At 66.7% G+C, this 20,000-nt stretch carries 14 protein-coding genes and 3 tRNA genes; 11 read left to right on the forward strand and 6 right to left on the reverse strand.

All coding sequences use genetic code 11. The features are described 5' to 3' along the window. Positions 1 to 126 precede the first annotated feature (126 nt). Both ASE67_RS02770 and ASE67_RS02775 read left to right on the forward strand, forming a co-directional pair. The gene (locus tag ASE67_RS02770; protein ID WP_055756549.1) at positions 127 to 1,758 is read left to right on the forward strand and encodes a hypothetical protein; all 1,632 of its coding nucleotides are present in this window, start codon (positions 127 to 129) and stop codon (positions 1,756 to 1,758) included. A gap of 103 nt (positions 1,759 to 1,861) precedes the next feature. Next, entirely contained in the window at positions 1,862 to 4,669 is a 2,808-nt protein-coding gene (locus ASE67_RS02775) for a TonB-dependent receptor domain-containing protein (protein WP_055756550.1), read from the forward strand. Between the two features lie 59 nt (positions 4,670 to 4,728). Here the strand turns inward: ASE67_RS02775 and ASE67_RS02780 are convergent, their stop codons facing one another. After that, a complete protein-coding gene (locus ASE67_RS02780) occupies positions 4,729 to 5,400 on the reverse strand; it encodes a prolyl hydroxylase family protein (protein ID WP_055756551.1) in 672 nt (223 codons plus the stop codon). 81 nt (positions 5,401 to 5,481) lie between these two features. Between ASE67_RS02780 and ASE67_RS02785 the strand changes: the two genes are divergently transcribed. Next, positions 5,482 to 5,558: transfer RNA gene (locus tag ASE67_RS02785), tRNA-His, on the forward strand. 26 nt (positions 5,559 to 5,584) lie between these two features. Continuing rightward, complete coding sequence (locus tag ASE67_RS02790; protein WP_055756553.1) at positions 5,585 to 6,634, forward strand: Glu/Leu/Phe/Val family dehydrogenase; 1,050 nt, start codon at positions 5,585 to 5,587, stop codon at positions 6,632 to 6,634. 19 nt (positions 6,635 to 6,653) lie between these two features. On the opposite strand, the gene ASE67_RS02795 is transcribed toward ASE67_RS02790, so the two are convergent. Further along, the gene (locus ASE67_RS02795; protein WP_055756555.1) at positions 6,654 to 7,538 is read right to left on the reverse strand and encodes a diacylglycerol/lipid kinase family protein; all 885 of its coding nucleotides are present in this window, start codon (positions 7,536 to 7,538) and stop codon (positions 6,654 to 6,656) included. 83 nt (positions 7,539 to 7,621) lie between these two features. On the opposite strand from ASE67_RS02795, the gene hemB reads away from it, so the two are divergent. The 3 genes from hemB to ASE67_RS02810 are packed head-to-tail and all read left to right on the forward strand — an operon-like array spanning position 7,622 to position 11,327. Further along, the gene (gene hemB / locus ASE67_RS02800) at positions 7,622 to 8,608 is read left to right on the forward strand and encodes a porphobilinogen synthase (RefSeq protein WP_055756558.1); all 987 of its coding nucleotides are present in this window, start codon (positions 7,622 to 7,624) and stop codon (positions 8,606 to 8,608) included. Then, positions 8,605 to 9,135 (forward strand): GNAT family N-acetyltransferase, encoded by a 531-nt coding sequence (locus ASE67_RS02805; protein ID WP_055756559.1) that lies wholly within the window; start codon positions 8,605 to 8,607, stop codon positions 9,133 to 9,135. The genes hemB and ASE67_RS02805 overlap by 4 nt, the downstream gene beginning before the upstream one ends. Next, positions 9,132 to 11,327, forward strand: a complete 2,196-nt coding sequence (locus ASE67_RS02810; protein ID WP_082456938.1) for a fused MFS/spermidine synthase — start codon at positions 9,132 to 9,134, stop codon at positions 11,325 to 11,327. Before ASE67_RS02805 ends, ASE67_RS02810 begins: the two co-directional genes overlap by 4 nt. Positions 11,328 to 11,331: 4 nt before the next feature. Here ASE67_RS02810 and ASE67_RS02815 read toward each other — a convergent pair whose 3' ends face one another. After that, positions 11,332 to 11,826: a hypothetical protein gene (locus tag ASE67_RS02815; protein ID WP_055756561.1), complete on the reverse strand. Its 495-nt coding sequence runs from the start codon at positions 11,824 to 11,826 to the stop codon at positions 11,332 to 11,334. Positions 11,827 to 11,909: 83 nt separating this feature from the next. On the opposite strand from ASE67_RS02815, the gene ASE67_RS02820 reads away from it, so the two are divergent. Together ASE67_RS02820 and ASE67_RS02825 are read left to right on the forward strand one after the other, a co-directional pair. Then, positions 11,910 to 11,986 (forward strand) — tRNA-Arg (locus ASE67_RS02820). A 136-nt stretch (positions 11,987 to 12,122) separates the two neighbouring features. Next, positions 12,123 to 12,199: transfer RNA gene (locus ASE67_RS02825), tRNA-Arg, on the forward strand. A 59-nt stretch (positions 12,200 to 12,258) separates the two neighbouring features. On the opposite strand, the gene ASE67_RS02830 is transcribed toward ASE67_RS02825, so the two are convergent. Genes ASE67_RS02830 through ASE67_RS02840 form a run of 3 tightly spaced genes read right to left on the reverse strand, consistent with a single transcriptional unit; the run spans position 12,259 to position 16,865 of the window. After that, the gene (locus tag ASE67_RS02830; protein WP_055756925.1) at positions 12,259 to 13,899 is read right to left on the reverse strand and encodes a glycoside hydrolase family 43 protein; all 1,641 of its coding nucleotides are present in this window, start codon (positions 13,897 to 13,899) and stop codon (positions 12,259 to 12,261) included. A gap of 31 nt (positions 13,900 to 13,930) precedes the next feature. Then, positions 13,931 to 15,280 carry a glycoside hydrolase family 27 protein gene (locus ASE67_RS02835; RefSeq protein ID WP_055756563.1) on the reverse strand — a complete coding sequence of 450 codons (1,350 nt, stop codon included), beginning with the start codon at positions 15,278 to 15,280 and terminating at the stop codon, positions 13,931 to 13,933. Position 15,281: 1 nt separating this feature from the next. Then, entirely contained in the window at positions 15,282 to 16,865 is a 1,584-nt protein-coding gene (locus tag ASE67_RS02840) for a glycoside hydrolase family 43 protein (protein WP_082456904.1), read from the reverse strand. Between the two features lie 330 nt (positions 16,866 to 17,195). Between ASE67_RS02840 and ASE67_RS02845 the strand changes: the two genes are divergently transcribed. Next, positions 17,196 to 17,936 (forward strand): FadR/GntR family transcriptional regulator, encoded by a 741-nt coding sequence (locus ASE67_RS02845; RefSeq protein ID WP_055756928.1) that lies wholly within the window; start codon positions 17,196 to 17,198, stop codon positions 17,934 to 17,936. Positions 17,937 to 18,024: 88 nt separating this feature from the next. Next, entirely contained in the window at positions 18,025 to 19,983 is a 1,959-nt protein-coding gene (locus ASE67_RS02850; protein WP_055756565.1) for a sialate O-acetylesterase, read from the forward strand. Positions 19,984 to 20,000 lie beyond the last annotated feature (17 nt).

A 20,000-nucleotide genomic window follows, 5' to 3' on the forward strand; every position in this document is an offset into this window, starting at 1 on the left:
TCGCACGTTCCCGTCATCCAGCGCGCCTAACGCGGCGGCTGTGGATCGACCGCAGGGGGAGCCTTGGTCGATCGCCGGGTCACAGCGCCCGCACAATGACAACCAGGTTTCGGGAGTTCTTCGGTGATGGCCAGCAGCAAGCGCATCGGCTTTATTCTCATGGCATCGACGGCCTGTGCCGCGCTGGCCGGGTGCAGCGGCGCCGATGGCGTCGCGTCGCCGGGCGCCGGCACCATCAACGTGACCATCCCCGCACCGGCCCCCACGCCGACCCCGACCGCCTCGGCCACGCCGAGCGCGATCACCGCTGCGCAGTTCGCGACCTCGACGACGGTCAACGGCATCTCGATCACCGCCGACGAACAGCTCGCGATCGTCAATGCGGGCACCAACAACAACGTCAACGGCGTCGGTTCGACGATGAACGGCGTCTATCCGGTCGGCAGCGCCTCGCTCGCCACCGCGACCGATCCGTCGACGATCAACAGCTTCTTCACCAGCACCAACTATGTCGGTGCGCTGAATGGCCCGACCGACACCGCGTTCCAGGGCTGGACCTGCAACTCGACCTCGGCCGAATTCGGCGGCTCGGGCGCGCGCTGCACCGCGGTTCCGTCGATCGGCACCTATGCCGCCGCGACCTCGGTCTGCCCGACCGGCACGACCGATGACGGCACCAACAGCTCGTCGAGCCCGTCGATCCGTTACTGCCGCCTGCCGCAGAACATCACGACCGACCTGTCGCTGCCGAAGATCGCGGGCGTCGTCTATCGCCTGCGCGGCCAGACCGAAGTCGGCACCGACCTCGGCACCACGGGCGGCACCGGCGCGACGCTGACGATCGCTGCCGGCGTCGTGATCGCCGCCGACTCGACCGAAGCGACCAACGACCTGCTGCTCATCAATCGCGGATCGAAGATTTCGGCGATCGGCACGCGCGATGCCCCGATCATCTTCACGTCGCAGCAGAACACCGTCAGCAACGGTGTGTCGGACGCGAGTCAGGGCCAGTGGGGCGGCATCATCCTGCTCGGCCGCGCGCCGACCGCCGTCTGCGCCACCGGCACCGGCCCGAACGTCGCTGCGGGCACGTCGACGACCTGCCAGCAGGCGATCGAAGGCGTGACCGGTCGCTTCTACGGCGGCCCGAATGCCGCCGACAGCTCGGGCCAGATGTCCTACGTCCAGATCCGCTATTCGGGCATCGCGATCAGCGACGGCAACGAACTGCAGGGCCTGACGCTAGGCGGCACCGGTTCGGGCACCGTGCTGGACCACATCCAGAGCCACAACTCGGCCGACGACGGCATCGAAATCTTCGGTGGCACCACCAACCTGAAGTATATCGCGATCACCGGCGCGGACGATGACGGCTTCGATATCGACAACGGCTATCGCGGCTTCATGCAGTTCATGATCGCGGCACAGCGCGTGCTGGGCGCGACCGCCGACTCGTTCTCGACCGAGATCGACTCGAACAACGCGGAAGACCTGCTGCCGCGTACCTACAGCACCTATGCGAACTTCACCTTCGTCCAGACCGCACTCGCCCCGGCGGCGATCCGTCAGCGTGGCGGGTCGGACATGCGCTACGTCAACGGCGTCGTGAAGTCGGTGTCGGGCGTCCCCTGCCTCAACCTGATCGCCGGTGAAACCAGCGCGTCGGATCGCTCGACGATCCGCGCGGCCGACAGCAGCAAGCAGGACGTCGGCCCGCCGGTGTTCAACTCGATCTACTTCGCCTGCAACGGCCGCTGATCCGACCCGTCGCTCTCCAGCGATGACACGCCGATGCCGGGGCGGGCCGATACGCCCGTCCCGGCATTCGCTCTTTACGACTTGAACAGGTGGACCCCCGGTCATGCAGCACCGCCGCGCCTATGCAACGCTCCTTCTCCTAACCTCGCAACTGGTCGCGCCGGCCGTGCTGGCACAGACCGCGCCTGCGCCGACGACCGCGACCCCGCCGGTCGTACAGACCGGTACGCAGCCCGACACGGCCACCGCGCCGCAGGACGGCACGACGACCGACGCCCCGGCCGAAGTCTCCTCGCCCGGTTTCGATGAATCGGCGGCGGAGGAAATCGTCGTCGTCGGCCGCAACATCCCGAACGTCGTGCGCGCCACGCCGCAGATCGTGTCGGTGTTGTCGGAGGCCGACATCGCCCGCACCGGTGATGGCGATATTGCCGGCGCGCTGACCCGCGTCACCGGCCTGTCGGTCGTCGGCGGCGGCTTCGTGTATGTCCGTGGCCTTGGTGATCGCTATTCTTCGTCGCTGCTCAACGGATCGCCGCTGCCCAGCCCCGAACCGCTGCGCCGTTCGGTGCCGCTCGACATCTTCCCGACGGCGATCGTCGGATCGGCGCTGGTGCAGAAGACCTATTCGGTCAACTTCCCCGGCGAATTCGGCGGCGGCGTCATCAACCTGACGTCGAAGGCGATCCCGAAGAAGAACTTCCTGTCGATCGGTGGATCGATCGCCGCCGATACGGCGACGACCAGCGAGCTCGGTTATGTCTATGCCGGCGGCAAGGCCGACTGGCTGGGGTATGACGACGGCACGCGCGGCGTTCCCGCCTTCATCCGCAATGCGGAAAACGGCTCGGGCATCTTCAATGCGCAGCAGGTCGCACAGCTGAACAACGCGCGCACCACGCTGTTGCAGGTCAATAACCAGCTGCCCGCCAACCTGTCGGGTGAGATTGCCGGCGGGTCGGTGTTCGATATCGGCAGCGACCGGCTGGGCGTCATCGCCTCGCTCGGCCTGTCGAACACGTTCCGCACCCGCGACGCGATCCAGCAGGACAGCGTCAGCGAAAACGGCACCGTCCGGAACGACTTCCGCACCGTGCTGACCGATAATCGCATCGTCGCGAACGCGCTGGTCGGCCTCGGCTATGAGTTCAACGACAACACGCTACGCTGGACCAACGTCTATATCCACGACACGCTGAAGCAGGGCCGCCTCGCAGGCTCGGAGGCGTACAACAACTTCAGCGGCCTGCGCCTGCAGCAGAACACCAACTGGTTCGAACGCCAGCTGCTCGAGACGCAGCTCGTCGGCGAATTCAAGCTGACCGACGCGCTGAAGTTCGACGCGCGTGGTGCCTATGCCAATTCGAAGCGCAATGCGCCGTACGAGCGGCAGTTCGACTATCTCTGTTCGAACCGCACCACCAACGGCTATCCGATCACCAGCGATGGTGCGCCGTTCTCGCGCGGGTTCAACTGCAACGGCGCGTATCAGGTGACGCAGCGCTTCTCGCCGTTCGCCAGCGTGGTGTTTAGCGAACTGAACGAGAACCTCTACACCGGTCAGGCCGATCTGGCATACAAGCTGCCGACCGATCGGCCGATCACGCTTTCGACCGGCTATTTCTATTCGAACACCGATCGCAATTCGCGCCGGCTTCAGTTCAACTACCAGACCAGCGATGGCGCGGGCACGGCCCCTGGTTTCCCCAACAACCTGCTCCGGCCCGATTACCTGCTGTCGCCGGATTCGCTGTTCAACGCCTGTCCGCAGCGTGGGACCGGAGCCTGCACCATCCAGCTGCAGTTCAACACGCAGAACGGCGCCTACGCCTATGATGCCGGCCTCGAAATCCATGCCGGCTATGCCCAGGCGGAAGCGGAGGTCAGCGACGGGCTGCGCGCGGTTGCCGGTGTGCGGTATGAAACGGCGCGTGAGATCGTGACGCCGATCGGCAACCCGTCGACGATCCTGAAGAACGGGTATTGGCTGCCGGCGGGGACCCTGACGTGGAATTTCGCGTCGGACATGCAGGCCCGACTGAGCGGGGCGAAGACGATCTCGCGGCCGCAGTTCCGCGAACTCGCCCCGCAGCAGTTCCGCGATCCCGACTCCGACCGCCTGTTCTTCGGTAACCCGAACCTGCGCGATTCGGAGCTTTGGAACCTCGAAGCACGCTATGAATGGTTCTTCGGTCGCGACCAGCGCGTGACGGCGGCGGGCTTCTACAAGCGGATCGATCGTCCGATCGAACAGGCCGGCTTCTATCCCAGCCCCGACGCCACGCTGCAGACCGGCTTCACCTATCTGCCCAAGGCAACCTTGTGGGGCGCCGAGGTCGAAGCGCAGAAGTACATTCCGCTCGAAAGCCTCGGCAATTTCTTCGCGACGCGGCGCCTGCTGCTGCTGGCGAACTACACGTACACCCAGTCGCAGATCACTGCGGATGGAAGCTGCGTGCCCAATCCGGCAGCGGCGCTGGGCTCGCCCGGTATCGGCGGCTGCGCGGCGGGCTTCGGCCGCGCCAACCTGCTGTTCCGCGACGGCGCACCGCTGACCGGCCAGTCGGACCATCTGGTGAACGTGCAGGTCGGGCTGGAGGACACGGCCAACCTTTCGCAGATTACCCTGCTGTTCAACTATGCCAGCGACCGCGTGACCAACCGTGGCCCGTCGAACCTGTCGGGGCAGGGGTTCCAGCCCGATATCGTCGAGCGTCCGGGCATCCGCCTCGACCTCGTGGCGCGGCAGGGTTTCGAAGTCGCTGGTGCGAACCTCGAAGTGAAGGCGGAAGCGCGCAACCTGACCGGGACGCGCTATTCGGAAAGCCAGAATTTCGGTGGCAATCCGGTGTATATCAATCGCTACGACCTTGGTCGGATGTTCTCGCTGGGTATCACCGCCCAGTTTTGATCCGGTTCGAGAAGCAACAGGACGGGCCGTCGGCAGCGATGCCGGCGACCCGTTTGCGTTCAGCCCCAGGGACGCTCGCGAAACCACTTGGTCAGGACATATTTCGTCCCCTCGCGCACCTTCATGCCATGATGTAGCGTCGTAGGGTTGGGCGTGCCATCGGCGCGCAGGTTGTTCCACGCCAGCAGCTTGCCAGCTTCGGGCTGGACGATCTTGTCGATCGCCTTGAACCGGGTGGCACCGCCAGCGCCCGGTTCGTTCAGGTACAGCATGACCGTCCACGTTCGGTTGCCGGCGACCGAGCAGTATTTCGCAAAGTCGCCACCCTGCGGGTCGAAATAGTCGGTATGCGCCTTGAACTCCTGCCCCACGGCATAGCGTTGCCCCTGGAGCGGTTCGCCATGCGCCGGGTCAAGGCCACAGAAATCGAAGATCAGCGCTTCTGTCGCCGCCACCACCGGATCGCTCGAATCGAGGTCGCAGGTTTCGCTGGTGCGAAAGGTGGGATCACCATTGGCATCGGCGATGGTCGACGGCCGCCGCTTCGCATCGATCCGTTCGATCAGCGCGGTGCACAGGTCGGCGGGGATCAGCGCGCGGCGGATGAACAGCGACAGTTTCGCGCTCGGCACGCGCTGCACGCCCGGCTGGGCCAGGATGTGGGCGACGACCGGTTCGGACGGGTGGCCGGAACCCAAATTCGGCCGGGCGGGGGCAGGGGGCGTTTGCATGAAGAATTTCCTGCCAGAACGATTATCGTTACGCCACTGCTTGACCGATGCGTGAGGCACCGCTAAGCGCGCCACTCCACGGCGACCGTAGTTCAATTGGTTAGAGCGCCGGCTTGTGATGCCGGAAGTTGCGGGTTCAAGTCCCGTCGGTCGCCCCATCCTTTACAGCGCTGGAGCCGCCGCCGTGCAGACCGATTGGGGTTATCCCGACTTCGACGATCACGAGGGCATCCACCTCTTTTCCGATCATCAGACCGGCCTGCGCTGCGTCATCGCGGTCCATTCGACCGCGCTGGGTCCGGCGGCGGGCGGTGTCCGCTTCTGGCGTTACGCCAATAGCGACGCGGCGGTCACCGACGCGCTGCGCCTGTCGCGCGGCATGAGTTTCAAGAACGCGATGGCCGGGTTGCAGATGGGCGGCGGCAAGGGCGTGGTGCTGGCGCCCGAGGGTGGTGCCAAGACGCCCGAACTGCTCGCCGCATTCGGTCGCGCGGTCGAATCGCTTGGCGGTCGCTATGTCACCGCCGAGGACGTCGGCATGTCGGAAGCCGACATGATCACAATCTCCGGTTCGACCAAGTACGTGTCGGGCCTTCCGGTCGCGGCAGGCAATGCCGGTGGCGATCCGGGCCCGTTCACCGCGATGGGCGTCTATCTGGGCGTCCGCGCGGCGGCCAAGCGGGCGCTGGGCAGCGACGACATGCGCGGCGTGCGCGTTGCGGTGCAGGGTGTCGGTTCGGTCGGCGGCGGCCTCGCCCGCCTGCTGGCGAAGGACGGTGCCATCCTGACGCTGGCCGACGTAAACGAAGCCCGTGCCGAAGCGTTGGCATGCGAACTTGGCGCGACGACCGCCGATCCGGCCTCGGTTTTGACGCTGGAGGCCGATATCGTCAGCCCCAATGCGCTGGGCGCGGTGCTGGACGAGGCGACGATCGCGGCGCTTCGGTGCAAGGCGGTGGCCGGCGGCGCCAACAACCAGCTGGCGACGGCGGCCGAGGGCAAGCGCCTGCAGGATCGCGGCATCCTCTACGCCCCCGATTACGTCATCAACGCCGGCGGCATCATCAACGTGGCGCTTGAATATCTCGGCCAGGGTGACCGCGCCGAAGTGGAATCGCGGATCGCGCGCATTCCCGACCGGCTGGTGCAGGTTTGGGACGAGAGCGATGCGAGCGGCAAGCCGCATTCCGACGTTGCCGATGCCATTGCCCGCCGCCTGATCGGTCGCGGCTGATCCTGCTGCCGGTCGGGCGTCAGCGCTCGACCGGTGCCATGACCTCGATGATCCCGGCGGCGATCTTCGCCATCACCGGCGTCTTGGCCAGCACCTCCCCATCGATCGAGATCGGCAGCGGCGGGTTGGTCTCGATCCGCAGTGCCTGCCCGTGGAAGGTGATGGTGTCGACCCGGCGGGAATCGAGTCGGAAGAAGCCGGCCGTCCAATTGCGCACCAGGCTGCGCTTGCCCTTGCCCGCCACGACCTGAACGATGATTTCCCCGCTGTCGAGCCGCGCCTCCTCGACCAGTTCGGTGCCGCCGTGGAAGCGGCCGTTCGAGATGCGCACTTCGGTCGCCATCATCCGCTTGGCGGTATCGCCCTGTCCGACGACCAGCTCGAACGGATGGAATTTCGCGAATTGCAGCGTCGCCCACGCCAGATAACCGACCCGTCCGAACAGCCGCTTGATGCCATGCGGGACAGTCTTGGCGATCTGCGGCGAGAGGCCGATCGCGGCACAGTTCGCAAAATAATCGCCGTCGATCATGCCCAGGTCGATGCGACGTGGCTCGCCGGTCTTCAACACCTCGATCGCGCCGGGAATGTCGAGCGGGATGCCGAGTGTCCGGCAGAAGCTGTTCGCGGTGCCGAGCGGCAGGACGCCCAGGATCACGTCATGCCCCAGCAGATAGTCGACGAGGCTGCTGATCGTCCCGTCGCCACCGCCCAGGATCACCATGTCGGGCTTGGCCGCCAGCGCGCGCTTCAGCGTCAGGACCAGCTGATCGGGGTCTTCGACGGCATGCGCGTCGACCTCGAACGCGGCGCCCTTCAGCGCGCTGCAGGCCTGCGCGAACTGGTTCTGCCCGCTACGCGACCGGGCGTTGACGATCATGGCGGCAGTGCGGATGCGGTTCATGGCGTCGGTAACGCCCCGTAACGAAATTCGACGCAAGTCACTTTCGGTTGATCGGTCGAACCGCATGGCCCACAAGTCGCGCCATGTCCGCTGCTTATCCCGCGCTGCGCCTGCGCCGTACCCGTGCCACCGGCTGGAGCCGCCGGCTCTATGCCGAAACCATCCTGACCCCGGCCGATCTGATCTGGCCGCTGTTCGTGACGGAAGGCGAAGGCGAGCCGGTGAAGGCGTTGCCGGGCGTGTCGCGCTGGAGCTTGGCCGGCATCGTCGACCGCGCGCGCGAGGCCCGTGACCTGGGCATTCCGGTGATTGCATTGTTCCCCAACACCCCGCGCGATTTGCGCAGCGACGATGGCGCGGAAGCGTTCAATCCCGGCAATCTGATGTGCCGCGCGATCCGCGCGATCAAGGATGCGGTGCCGGAGGTCGGCGTGCTGACCGACGTCGCGCTCGACCCCTATACGTCGCACGGGCATGACGGGATCGTCGACGCATCGGGCTATGTCCTGAACGACGTGACGTCGGAGGCGCTGGTGCGGCAGGCGCTGGTGCAGGCAGAGGCGGGCAGTGATATCGTCGCCCCGTCCGACATGATGGACGGCCGGGTCGCGGCGATCCGCGACGCGCTGGAAACCGGCGGTCACCATAATGTGCAGATCATGGCCTATGCCGCCAAATATGCCAGCGCCTTTTACGGCCCGTTCCGCGACGCGGTTGGCACGCACGGGCTGCTGAAGGGCGACAAGAAGACCTATCAGATGGACCCGGCGAACAGCGAGGAAGCGTTGCGCGAAGTCGCACTCGACCTCGCCGAAGGTGCCGACAGCGTGATGATAAAGCCCGGCCTGCCCTATCTCGACATCATCACGCGGGTGAAAGCGGCGTTCGAGGTGCCGGTCTTCGCCTATCAGGTGTCGGGCGAATATGCGCTGATCGAGGCGGGCGTGGCGGCTGGCGTGGCGGATCGCGACGCGATGGTGCTGGAAACGCTGCTGGCGTTCAAGCGCGCGGGCTGTTCGGGGGTGCTGACCTATCACGCCGCCCACGCCGCGCGGTTGCTGGGCGCATGATCGATACCGAGCGGCTGGTCCTTCGCCCCTACGAGGTACGCGATCGTCCGGCGATCCTGTCGCATGTCGCCGATGCGGAGGTCATGCGGTTTCTGGTCGCACTGCCGACCGAAGCGGATGTCGACGCCGCGATCGCCCGGCAGAACGGGTATCAGCGCGATCACGGCTATTGTTTCTGGAGCGTCGAGGAGCGGACGAGCGGTGCGTTCGTCGGCGTGTGCGGGCTGAAGCCCGGCGCGCTTGGCACCCCGGTCGAAGGGGCGGTCGAAATCGGCTGGCGGTTCGGGCGTGACCATTGGGGATGCGGTTTCGCGCGCGAAGCGGCGGCGGCAACGCTGGACTGGGGGTTCGCCAACCTGCCGGTCGATCGGATCGGTGCGATCACCATTCTGCCCAACACCCGCAGCTGGGGGCTGATGGAGCGGATCGGCATGCTCCGCGATCACGCCGCCGATTTCGATCATCCGATCCTGCCCGACGACAGCCCGTTCAAACGCCACATCACCTATTGGAAAACACGTTCGTGACGACGCCCGACCGGACTGCCGGCTGGCCGATCCGCTGGATCTTCATCACCACGATCCTGGCCGGATCGTTCCTGCTGTTCCTTGTCCAGCCGATGGTGGCGCGCATGGCGCTGCCGCAGCTGGGCGGGGCGCCGGCGGTGTGGAACTCGGCGATGCTCGTCTATCAGGCGCTGCTGCTCGGTGGCTATGCGTACGCCCATCTGCTGGGCAAGCTGATGCCGAAGGCGCAGGCGGCGGTCCATATCCTGCTGCTGCTCTGTGCGGCGGTGTGGCTGCCGATCGGGGTCAATACGACGCCGACGCCCGCCGCGATCGATCCGGCGCTGTGGACGCCGTGGTTGCTCGCCGCATCGATCGGGCCGCTGTTCTTCGCCGTGTCGGCACATGCGCCGCTGCTCCAGCGCTGGTTCGCCTTCGTCTGTCCGGGGCGCGACCCCTACGCGCTCTATGCCGCATCGAATGTCGGCAGCTTTGCCGGCCTGCTCGCCTATCCGCTGCTCGTTGAACCGCTCCTGCCGCTGCGGGTGCAAAGCTGGGGGTGGAGCATCGGTTATGCGCTGCTGTTCCTGCTGGTGATCGGCTGCGGCTGGCTGCTCCCGCATCGCCGGGAACAGGCGGTTCCGCTGGAAAAGGGCGATGCGCCGGGTAGACGCCGCGTCCTGCACTGGATCGTGCTGGCGCTGGTGCCGTCGGGGCTGATGCTGGCGACGTCGACCTTCCTGACGACGGATATCGTCGCCGTGCCGCTGCTCTGGGTATTGCCGCTGGGGCTGTATCTATTGAGCTTCACCGTGGCGTTTGCGGCGCGGCGTGGCCTGGCCGATGCGATCACCCGCTATGCGCCGATCACGATCCTTGTCTTTGGCGGCATGATGATCGGCGGCAATCATGCATTTCCGCTGCTGAGCGCGCTGGCCGCGCTCCTGTTGCTGTTTGCGGTGTCGGTGACGCTCCATGCGCACATGTACGCGTTGCGGCCGGCGCCGGGGCGATTGACGGGCTTCTATCTTGCGATGTCGGTCGGCGGGGCGTTGGGCGGGGCATTTGCCGGGCTGGTCGCGCCGGTGCTGTTCGACTGGACCTATGAATATCCGCTGCTGATCCTGGCGGCGGGCATGCTGGCGCCGCTTCCGTTCCTGTTGCCGGCGACCCGGCAATTATGGGTCGCGGGCGGCGTGAAGCTGCGCGTGGCGACGATCCTCGTCATCGGTGCGCTGGTCGCAGTCGCGATGGCCAACCCCGGTGGCATGTTGGGGGCCAAGCCCGACGCCGCCGCCTTCTTTGCAATCGTCGCGGTCGGGCTGTTCGCGATCGGTGCGCGTGCGCCGTTCGTCTTTGCGCTGGCGTCGGCGCTGTTCGTATTTGGCGGCTATCGCGCGATCAGCCTGTCGCTGGAGCCGGGCGCCCGGACGCGAAGCTACTTTGGGGTCTACACGATCATGCGGGGGCAGGGCGTCAACGAACTGCAGCACGGCACGACGCTGCACGGCATTCAACTGACCGGCACGCCCGCGCGCGAGCGTACGCCCACGACCTATTACGTCCCGAACTCCGGCGTGGGGGAGGCATTGCGCGCCGCGCCTTCGCTTTATGGTCGTTCGGCACGGATCGGGATCGTCGGTCTGGGGACAGGGACGCTCGCCTGCTATGCCCGACCGGGACAGCATTGGCGCTTTTACGAGATCGATCCGGTCGTGGTACGGATCGCGCGCGATTCGGGTGCCTTCACCTTCCTGCGCCGCTGTGCCCCCGATGCGCAGATCGCGGTCGGCGATGCCCGGCTCACGTTGTCGGAGGAGCCGGCGGGCAGTCTCGACCTGCTCGCGCTCGACGCCTTTTCCTCGGACGCGGTGCCGATGCACCTGATGACGCGTGAGGCGTTCGACACCTATGGCCGGGTGCTCGGGCGGCGCGGGCTGCTGCTGGTGCATGTCTCGAACCGCTATCTGGACCTGGGACCGGTCGTGGCGCGGACGGCGGTGGGGTGGACCGGGGCGCAGCTTGCTTATCAATCGAAGTCTACGGACCCGAACGACACCGGTTCGCTGTGGATCGCGCTGACGCGCGACCCGGCGGTGTTGAGTGCGTTGCTGGCATCGGGCGGGCAGTGGGAATCGCTGCCCGCGACCGACGCCGCACCATGGACCGACGATTATGCGTCGATCCTCCCGGTGCTGCGCGCGCTGCGCTAAAGTCTCAGCGGAGTCGTTTGGTCAGGGTCGCGATCGTCTTGCGCTGGGCGGTGGCGTCAGCGTTCGCCTTGGCCAGTGCAGCGTCGAGCGCGGGGTAGGGCGGGGCACCTGCCGCCGCGCGATCGACCGCCAGCCGTTCCAGCTCGGCCAAGGGCACGTCGATCGCGGTTCGGGCGACGTCGAGTTCGGCCAGCGCCACCTGCGCGCCCAGCCAGCGTTCGCTACCCTCCGCACTGCCCGTGGCAGCACCGACCGTCTTGCCGACGCGCGTGGCCGCCGTGTCGAACGATGCCTTCGCGGCCGTGGCCTCGCGCGCCAGCGTCGCGATCTTCGCGTCGAGCGCCGCGTCGGGGGTTGCCACCGGGACCGGGCGCACCGGTTCGGCCAGGCTGATCTTTTCGATCGGTCGCGGCAGCAACGAGGGATAATCCCCCGCCGGCGCGGCGCAGGCCGACAGCAGGGCGGCGGACAGGACGAACGGGAATGCGAAGCGGGTCATGGCCCACCGATACCCACGCAAAAAAATTGGCACAACGGGGTTGCCAGCCGTAAGGTCGGACTGTAGCAGGCGACCTCCACCGGGCACCCGTAGCTCAGCTGGATAGAGCATCAGACTACGAATCTGAGGGTCGGACGTTCGAATCGTTCCGGGTGCGCCATGGAAAGCCCCGTCAAGTCAGTCGACTTGGCGGGGTTTTCTTTGTCCGGATCGGGACGATCGACGGCGGTGCAAATTTCCCTGCCGAAACGACTTGCCAGACCGACAAAGCCTCTCTAACAGGCGGCCTCCACCGGGCACCCGTAGCTCAGCTGGATAGAGCATCAGACTACGAATCTGAGGGTCGGACGTTCGAATCGTTCCGGGTGCGCCATGGAAAACCCCGCCAGGTCAGTCGACTTGGCGGGGTTTTCTTTGTCTGCGTGCGGCCGATCAGCGTTGATAGGCGTAGGGGCCGACGACGGTGCCGGTGAAGCCGCCGGCCATCCGGGTGCTGAGGAAGCGGATATCGACATCCTTGGCCAGCGTGCGGGTCTGGCCGCCGACCGCATAGTCGACCGCCATCGTCCCGCGATCTGCGCGGAGCGTCAGCGTGACCGGCGCGGTGCCGCCTAATGGAGTGCTGGCCACCAGCTGCTCGGCGCCCCTGGCACGGGTGTAGAGCGCGACGACCGGCTTGCCCGCGATCCGGGTAAGGCCGAAGAACAGGTAACTTTCGTCGCTCTGCAACGCGACCAGCCCGGCGCGGTCGCCGTCACTCCGGGGGGTGAAGCGGACGGTCGTCGCCATGGTCACGATGTGATGCTGCTGCCGTCGCCCGACGAACCCCGGCACGCCGGTCTGGTCGCCGATCGCCGCACCGCCGTCGATCAGCAATTCGCCCTTCGCCAAACGATAGACCGGCGTCTTCGGGGTCCGCACGCCGATCCACTGCATCGCGAGCGTGCCGCCGTCGAATTCGTCGGCATAGCGGAAATCGCCGCTGGTCGGCAGCTTCGGCGCCGGCTGGCGTGGCAGGTTCGGGCGCTTGCCGACGAACGGCACGCGCTGTCCGGCGGGCAGGATCGTCGGCCAGCCATCCTTCCATGTCACCGGCAGCAGAAACGTCTCGCGCCCGATATTGTAGTAATCGTCGCCATAGGGACGGACGGCCAGGAAGGTCGCCCACCAGTCGCCATTCTGGGTCTGGACCAGTTCGGCATGCCCCGCCGCCGAGATCGGATCGGCACGGTCGTTGGGCAGATCGCGCTGCGTCAGGATAGGGTTACCGGACCAGGGCACGAACGGCCCGCGCAAATTCTTCGACCGGAACACCACCTGCGAATGGTTGACGCTGGTGCCCCCTTCGGCGGCGGTCAGATAATACCAGCCATCCTTGCGGAAGATATGCGGCCCCTCGATCCACACCGGCTTTTTCGACAGGTCGACGCCGCCGTTGATAAGCTGCGTCGATTCGCCGACCATCTTGCCTGCGCGCCAGTCATATTCCTGCACCCATATCGCGCGGTGCCCGTCATAGCGCGGAGGTTCGTCGGGCGCGCGGTTATTGACGATATAGGCCCGGTCGCCCTCCCAATAGATCGACGGGTCGATCCCCTCGAACGGCAGCCAGATCGGGTTCGACCACGGGCCCTTCGGGTCCTTGGCGGTGATGACGAAGTTCCCGCGGCATTGAACGCAGGTGTTGACGATGTAAAAGGTGCCGTCGTGAAAGCTGATGTCGGGGGCGAACACCGCCTCCGATACCCGCCGTCCGCTGAAATCGAGCTGTTCGGGCCGGTCGATCGCATTCGCGATCTGGATCCAGTTCACCAGATCCTTCGAATGAAAGATCGGCAGCCCCGGATAATGGGCGAAGGACGACAGCGCGAGATAATAGTCCTCCCCCACCCGAATGACCGACGGGTCGGGATAATAGCCCGACAGGATCGGGTTGCGATATTGGTCGGGACCCGGCGTCGCCCGCTCGACGCTGCGCCCGTCATAGGTGAAGCGGCTGAACCGCGCCGGTTCGGCCTGCGCCGCGCCGATACTGGCAGTCAGGAGCAGGCCGGTCATCAGGGTACGCAGCATCGGCAGGTCTTTCGGCTGGATCGGGAAGGGATCAGGCGGTCGCACCGTCGAGGCGGAGCAGCGCGGCGCCATGGGGCGGTACATCGGCCTCGACCCGGCTGGCGGCGGTCCCGACATCGCGACGCGCCCACAGGTCGCGTACCCGGACGGGACCGCGCAGGTTCAGCCAGCGCAGGTCGACGCCCGGCCGCGACGGCTTGTCGCCCGGATTGAACAGCGCGAGATAGGTCGAGCCGGTCGGGCTGCGCGCGGTCCAGGCGCGCATGCCGTCCTGCACATGCAACGGGCGGTTGGCGGAACTGGCCTGGTTGACCGCGATCACCTCCGGATTGGTCAGCAGGTCGAGCGTCGGCGCGTCGAGATGGCGCAGGTCACCCCCCATGATGAGCGGCGACCGCGCGATCGACCAGAGCGTCATCAGCGTACGCTGTTCGGCGGGCGTAAACTTCGTATCGCGCTGGCCCAGCGCCAGCCGGCCGAGCGGCAGCATGTCGGCATCGGGCCACCCGCCGGGACCGGCGAAGCGCTGCCAGTTTTCCAGCCGGACGAACTGCGCGTCGAGCAGCGGCCATTCGTCCCAGAAATCGTCGCTGATCCGCCACATCTGCGCATGCGCCCGCACATGGTCGGCGCTGGAAAGCGGGGTTTCACCGGGCGACAGGCTCAGCAGGATCGGGCGGCCGGATCGGGCGATCGCCTTGCTCGCCGCCTCGATCTCCGGGGCGTGTGCGTCATAGGGGCGGCTCATATCGTCCATCTTGACCAGGTCGACGCCCCAGTCGGCATATTGCGCGAACACGCTGTCGTAATAGGCCTGCGCGGCGGGATGGCGCATGTCGACGCCGTACATGTCGCTGTTCCACGAACAGATGCTGGTCCGGTCGGCAATGTCCTGCGCACGATAGCGGGTGCCGAGGATGGGCAGGTTCCGGCGCACCGCCTCACGCGGGATGCCGCGCATCAGGTGGATGCCGAATTGCAGGCCCATCGCATGCACCCGGTCGGCGATGGCACGAAAGCCCCTGCCATCGGCGGCGGAGGGAAAGCGCTTCGGATCGGGTTGCAGCCGGCCATGGGCGTCCAGCACCGGCACCGCATCGGCGCGGTAGGCATAGCCGGTCGCGCCCGGTTCGTACCACTGGATATCGATGGTGAAGATCGAATAGCCCGCCGGCAATAACCGATCGCGCATGATCGTCGCGGTTTCCAGCGCCTGCGCTTCGGTGATCGTGGTGGCGAAGCTGTTCCAGCTGTTCCAGCCCATCGGCGGCGTCTGCGCCAGGCGCGGCTTCGCACGCGGCGCGGCGATCGCGGCGTGGGCAGCGGCCGGCGCAATGGCGGCACCGGCGATCAGGGTGCGGCGGGTAATATCTGCGGTCACGTCACTTGCTCCGTGGGGTGTCGGCCGGCGGCGCGTGCAGCGTGAAGCTGTCCACGTCGAGATAGCCGTCGCCGGGCGTCGGGTTGTAGCAGGACAGCGCCATTTGCTGCCCCTGGAAGGTACCGGTGCGCCATGCGAAGGCGAGCGGGAGATCGCCGCCCGCCGCCTGCCACCGCACCCCGTCGCGACTGTACGACAATCGCGCGCGATCGGTGGTGAAGTCGAGGTCGAGGGCGATCCAGAGGGTGGTGCCCGCAAAGGGCGTAGCCGGCATCCGGTTCCGGACCACCGGACCCTGCTCGGTGCTTTCGACCATATCCATCGTCAGCATGGCCGCGCCCCGTGCGTTGCGCGTAACGGCCAGGGTCGCGCTATATTGCCCGAACGTCCCGAAGCCGCAGCGATCCCCCGCCGCAACATGGCGGACGTCGAGCTCTACCTCCGCCCGGCTGCGCGGGCCTTGCGCCTTTTGCGTCAGCGTATTTCGTGCCGACCAGAGACCGGCGGATCGCGTCGGTCGCAGGCGCAGGAAACCGGGCCGTTCGCTGAGCGACCAGCGGCTGTCGTCCGGATTATGGTTCCACTGCCACTGTGCGCCCAGCTGCCGCGTCGAAAAATCGTCCGACGTGGCCGGTTCGGCAAAGAGCGCACCCGCGATCGGCTTCGTCGCCCGCGCCGGCACGCGGTTTGGCGCGTCGGGCGTGCCCCATACAGGCCAGTCGTCCTGCCAGAAGATCGGGCTGATATTCGTCGTCCGCCCGATCGCACCGGCATCCAGCATGACGAAGCCGACCCATTTGCCATCGGCGGTATCGACCAGCGCGCCCTGATGCCCGCCGCTGCGATCGTCGATCTGCGGTCGCGTCTCCCATGGGCCATACAGGCTGCGCGCGCGGGATACCGTCAGGCCCAGTCTTCGGGGAATGGCGTTAAACAGATAATAGTATGCGCCGCGCCGGATGATTTTCGACCCTTCCGCCCCGGCGTTGTAATGCACCTTGCGATCGTCGATCACCCGTCGATAGGTCGGATCGAGCTTTAGCAGGCGGATCGTGCCGTCCGACCCGATCGATGTCGCGATATAACCGGTGCCGTCGGGTTCGATGACCAACCCCGGATCGAACGCCGCCCGGTCCAACTCGTTCATCGACCACGGCCCCCGCGGATCGCGCGACCGATAGATGCGCGTATTCTGACCGACCGGGGTCACGACGATATAGAACATGCCGTCGTGGTGCCTGAGGCTGGCGGCGAACAGCCCCCGGCGATAGGCGTCCTTGCCATCGGCCAGTCGATATTCGGGCCGATCGTCGAGCCGCGGGACCACATGGCTGAAAATCCGCCAGTTCACGAGGTCCTTCGAATGCAGCAGCGTCAGGCCCGGCGCATTGGCAAAGGTCGTGGTGACGAAATAATAATCGTCACCGACGCGAATGATATCGGGGTCGGGATAATCCGCGAACAACACCGGATTGCGGTAGGTGCCGTCCCCCTGGTCGGATCGCCACACCTGCGCCGCTGCCGTGCCGCCGGTCAGCAGCGCGGTCGCCAGCATGGCCGCGCCCATGGTCATCGATCCCCGCATCGTCCCTCCCGTGAACGCGGTGTCTGACGTCCGCTATTAGTCTGGCTATTTGCTGGAGTATGATCGGTCAACGTCTTTTGTAGGCGAGCATCGCCGGGCGGATGGGCGTTCGAAGCACTTGTCGCCAATCGGGATTGCGCCGTCTGCGCCACATGGTTTGACGGCGACGTTTCGCATGCCTAGCGTGCTGATCATCCCGTTCGTACGAGCGGCAACGACAGATTAGTTGTACAAATCGATCCGGTCGCTCGAACGATGTGCAGCGGTGCCGACAACAAAGGAAACGGCGTGAAGACGGATGACGCACTGGACGATGGTGCCACCGCGGCGATGGATGCGGCCGGCGTGCTGGGCGAACCGGCCGGCCCCTCGCGGAAAGGGTCGGGGCGCCGGTTGCGCGGGGCGGTGGCGCATTATCTGGGCACGGCGATCGTCTCCGGACGGATCGCGCCGGGCGAACTGCTGACCGGTGAGGTCGCCAATGCCGAGGCGCTGGACGTATCGCGCAGCGCGTACCGCGAGGCGGTGCAGGTGCTGACCGCCAAGGGGCTGGTCGAAAGTCGGCCGAAGATCGGAACCCGCGTCCTGCCGCGTCGCCGCTGGAACTTCCTCGACCCGATGGTCCTCGCCTGGGCGTTCGAGGGGGAGCCGAACATCGCGTTCGTGCGCGGCCTGTTCGAACTGCGCTCGGTCGTCGAACCGGCAGTGGCCCGGCTGGCCGCCGAACGGCGCGACAAGGACGATATCAAGGCGCTGAAGACCGCGCTCGCCGGGATGCGTCGCCACACGCTCGCGACCGAAGCGGGGCGGTCGGCCGATCGCGATTTCCACGACGCGCTGATCTACGCCACCCATAACGAGACGTTCGTCGCGCTCAGCGCCAGCATCGGTGCCGCGGTCAACTGGACCACGCAGTTCAAGCAGCGGCAACGCGCGCTGCCGCGTGACCCGGTGCCCGACCATGCCCGCGTGTTCGACGCGGTGGTGGCGGGCGATGCGCGCGCTGCCGAGGAAGCGATGAACGCGCTGGTATCGTTGGCGCTGGACGATACCCGGTCAGCGATGGGCTGATTGCATTCGCTCACTCGCTGCGACGCATGGCTGGCGCCGGCATCCGGCCTTTGCCATGGTAGCGCTCACAGCGAATCGGGGAGAGGGAATGCGTTCGTTCACGGGATGGGCGGTGGGTCTGACCGCCGCATTGCTGGCAGGAAGCGCGCCGGCCTTGGCACAGGCGACCGCGCCCAGCTTTGCCAATATCTTTGCGGATCACGCCGTGTTGCAGCGCGACCGGCCGATCACCGTCTGGGGTACCGCTGCGCCCGGTGAGACGGTGACGGTCAGGCTGGCCGAGCGCAGCGTGACGGCGGTCGCCGGGCGCGACGGCAAATGGCGCGCGGTCCTGCCGGCGATGAAGGCGGGCGGGCCCTATACCCTGTCGGTCGGCGGCGCGGCAGGGACGCCGGCGCAGCAGCTTTCGGACGTGCTGGTCGGCGACGTGTTCCTGTGCGGCGGACAGTCGAACATGGAATTCCAGATTCGCCACGCGACCGGGCTGGAGGTCGTGCCGTCGTCGAACGACGCGCAGCTTCGCTTCGTCACCATTCCCGATACCAGCGTGCCCGCTCCGGCCGCCGATCTGCCGGCGCGTTCCGAATGGAAGGCCGTGTCGCCCGAAACCGTCGGCGACGCATCGGCGGTCTGCTATTTCATGGCGCGCTCGCTGCGCTCGACCGAACAGGTTCCGATGGGCTTCATCGCCTCCGAATGGGGCGGCACGCGGATCGAAAGCTGGATCAGCGCACCGTCGCTCGGCAAGCTGCCGGGCTTTGCAGACCGATTGGCGACGGTCGCGACCTTCGGCTCCAACCCGGCCGCCGCCGTCGCCGGGGAGGGCGCACGCCGCGAAAAGCTGTGGGAGACGATCGACCCGGCCGCGCGCAAGGAACGCCCCTTTCGGGACGCGGCGTTCGACGATCGTAGCTGGGCGACGCTCCCGGCCGATGACGGACAGCTGCCCGCCGCCGACCGCGCGGGGCTGGAGGGCGTGGTCTGGCTGCGCACCACGGTCGACCTGACGGCGGAACAGGCCGCGGCGGCGCAGCGCATCCAGCTTGGCCCGATCGGCAAGTTCGACGAAACCTATATCAACGGTCGCTATGTCGGCGGTGGCAGCGTCGACTGGGTATGGCGCAACTACGGCGTGTCGGGCGGAACGCTTCGGGCCGGACGCAACGTCATCGCCATCCGGGTGGTCGGCGCCAATGGCCGCATGGCCTTCACCAACACGGCCAATCGTATGATCGGCCTGAAGGACGGCGGCACCGTCGCGCTGAACGGTCCGTGGCACTATCGCATCGGCAGCCCGATCCGCGATGCGCAGGTCGCACCCGCCCCGTGGGAAGTGCCCAACAGCCTGACCACGCTGTATAACGGCATGATCGCGCCGCTGTCGGGCTACGGCCTGAAGCTCGCCGCCTGGTATCAGGGCGAATCCAACGCCGGCGAGGCAGGCGCCTATCGCGGGCTGCTGACGACATTGATGGCAGACTGGCGGCGGACCTTTGGCCAGAGCGACCTGCCGTTCTTTGTCGTGCAGCTGACCGCGTTCGGCAAACCGCAGACCGTGCCAACCGATTCAGGCTGGGCGGCGCTGCGACAGGCGCAGGCGGAGGCGGTCGCCGCCGATGCGAACGCCGGCTTGGCCGTCACCCTCGACGTCGGCGACCGGTTCGACATCCACCCGGCACAGAAGAAGGTCGTTGGCGAACGCCTCGCCCGGCTGGCGCGCGTTATCGCCTATCGCCAACCCGGCCTGCGCAGTGGCCCGGAGGCGACAGAGGCGATGCGACAGGGAAGCGACATCGTGGTCCGCTTCCGCAACGTAAGCGGCGGGCTACAACGCTATGGCGGGGCATCGGCGATCGGGTTCGAACGCTGTGCCGGCACGACCTGCAGCTTCGTCGACGGGACGGTGCAGGGGGACGCGGTGGTCCTGCCCGGTGCCAACCGGCCGGAGGTGACGACGATCCGCTATGCATGGTCGGATGCGCCCTTCGTGAACCTGTTCGACGGGGCCGATCTGCCCGCTGCGCCCTTCACCCTGCCGGTGCGATGAAGCGTGGGGCGGCGGGG

The organism is Sphingomonas sp. Leaf23 (genome assembly GCF_001421585.1).
GTDB lineage: Bacteria > Pseudomonadota > Alphaproteobacteria > Sphingomonadales > Sphingomonadaceae > Sphingomonas.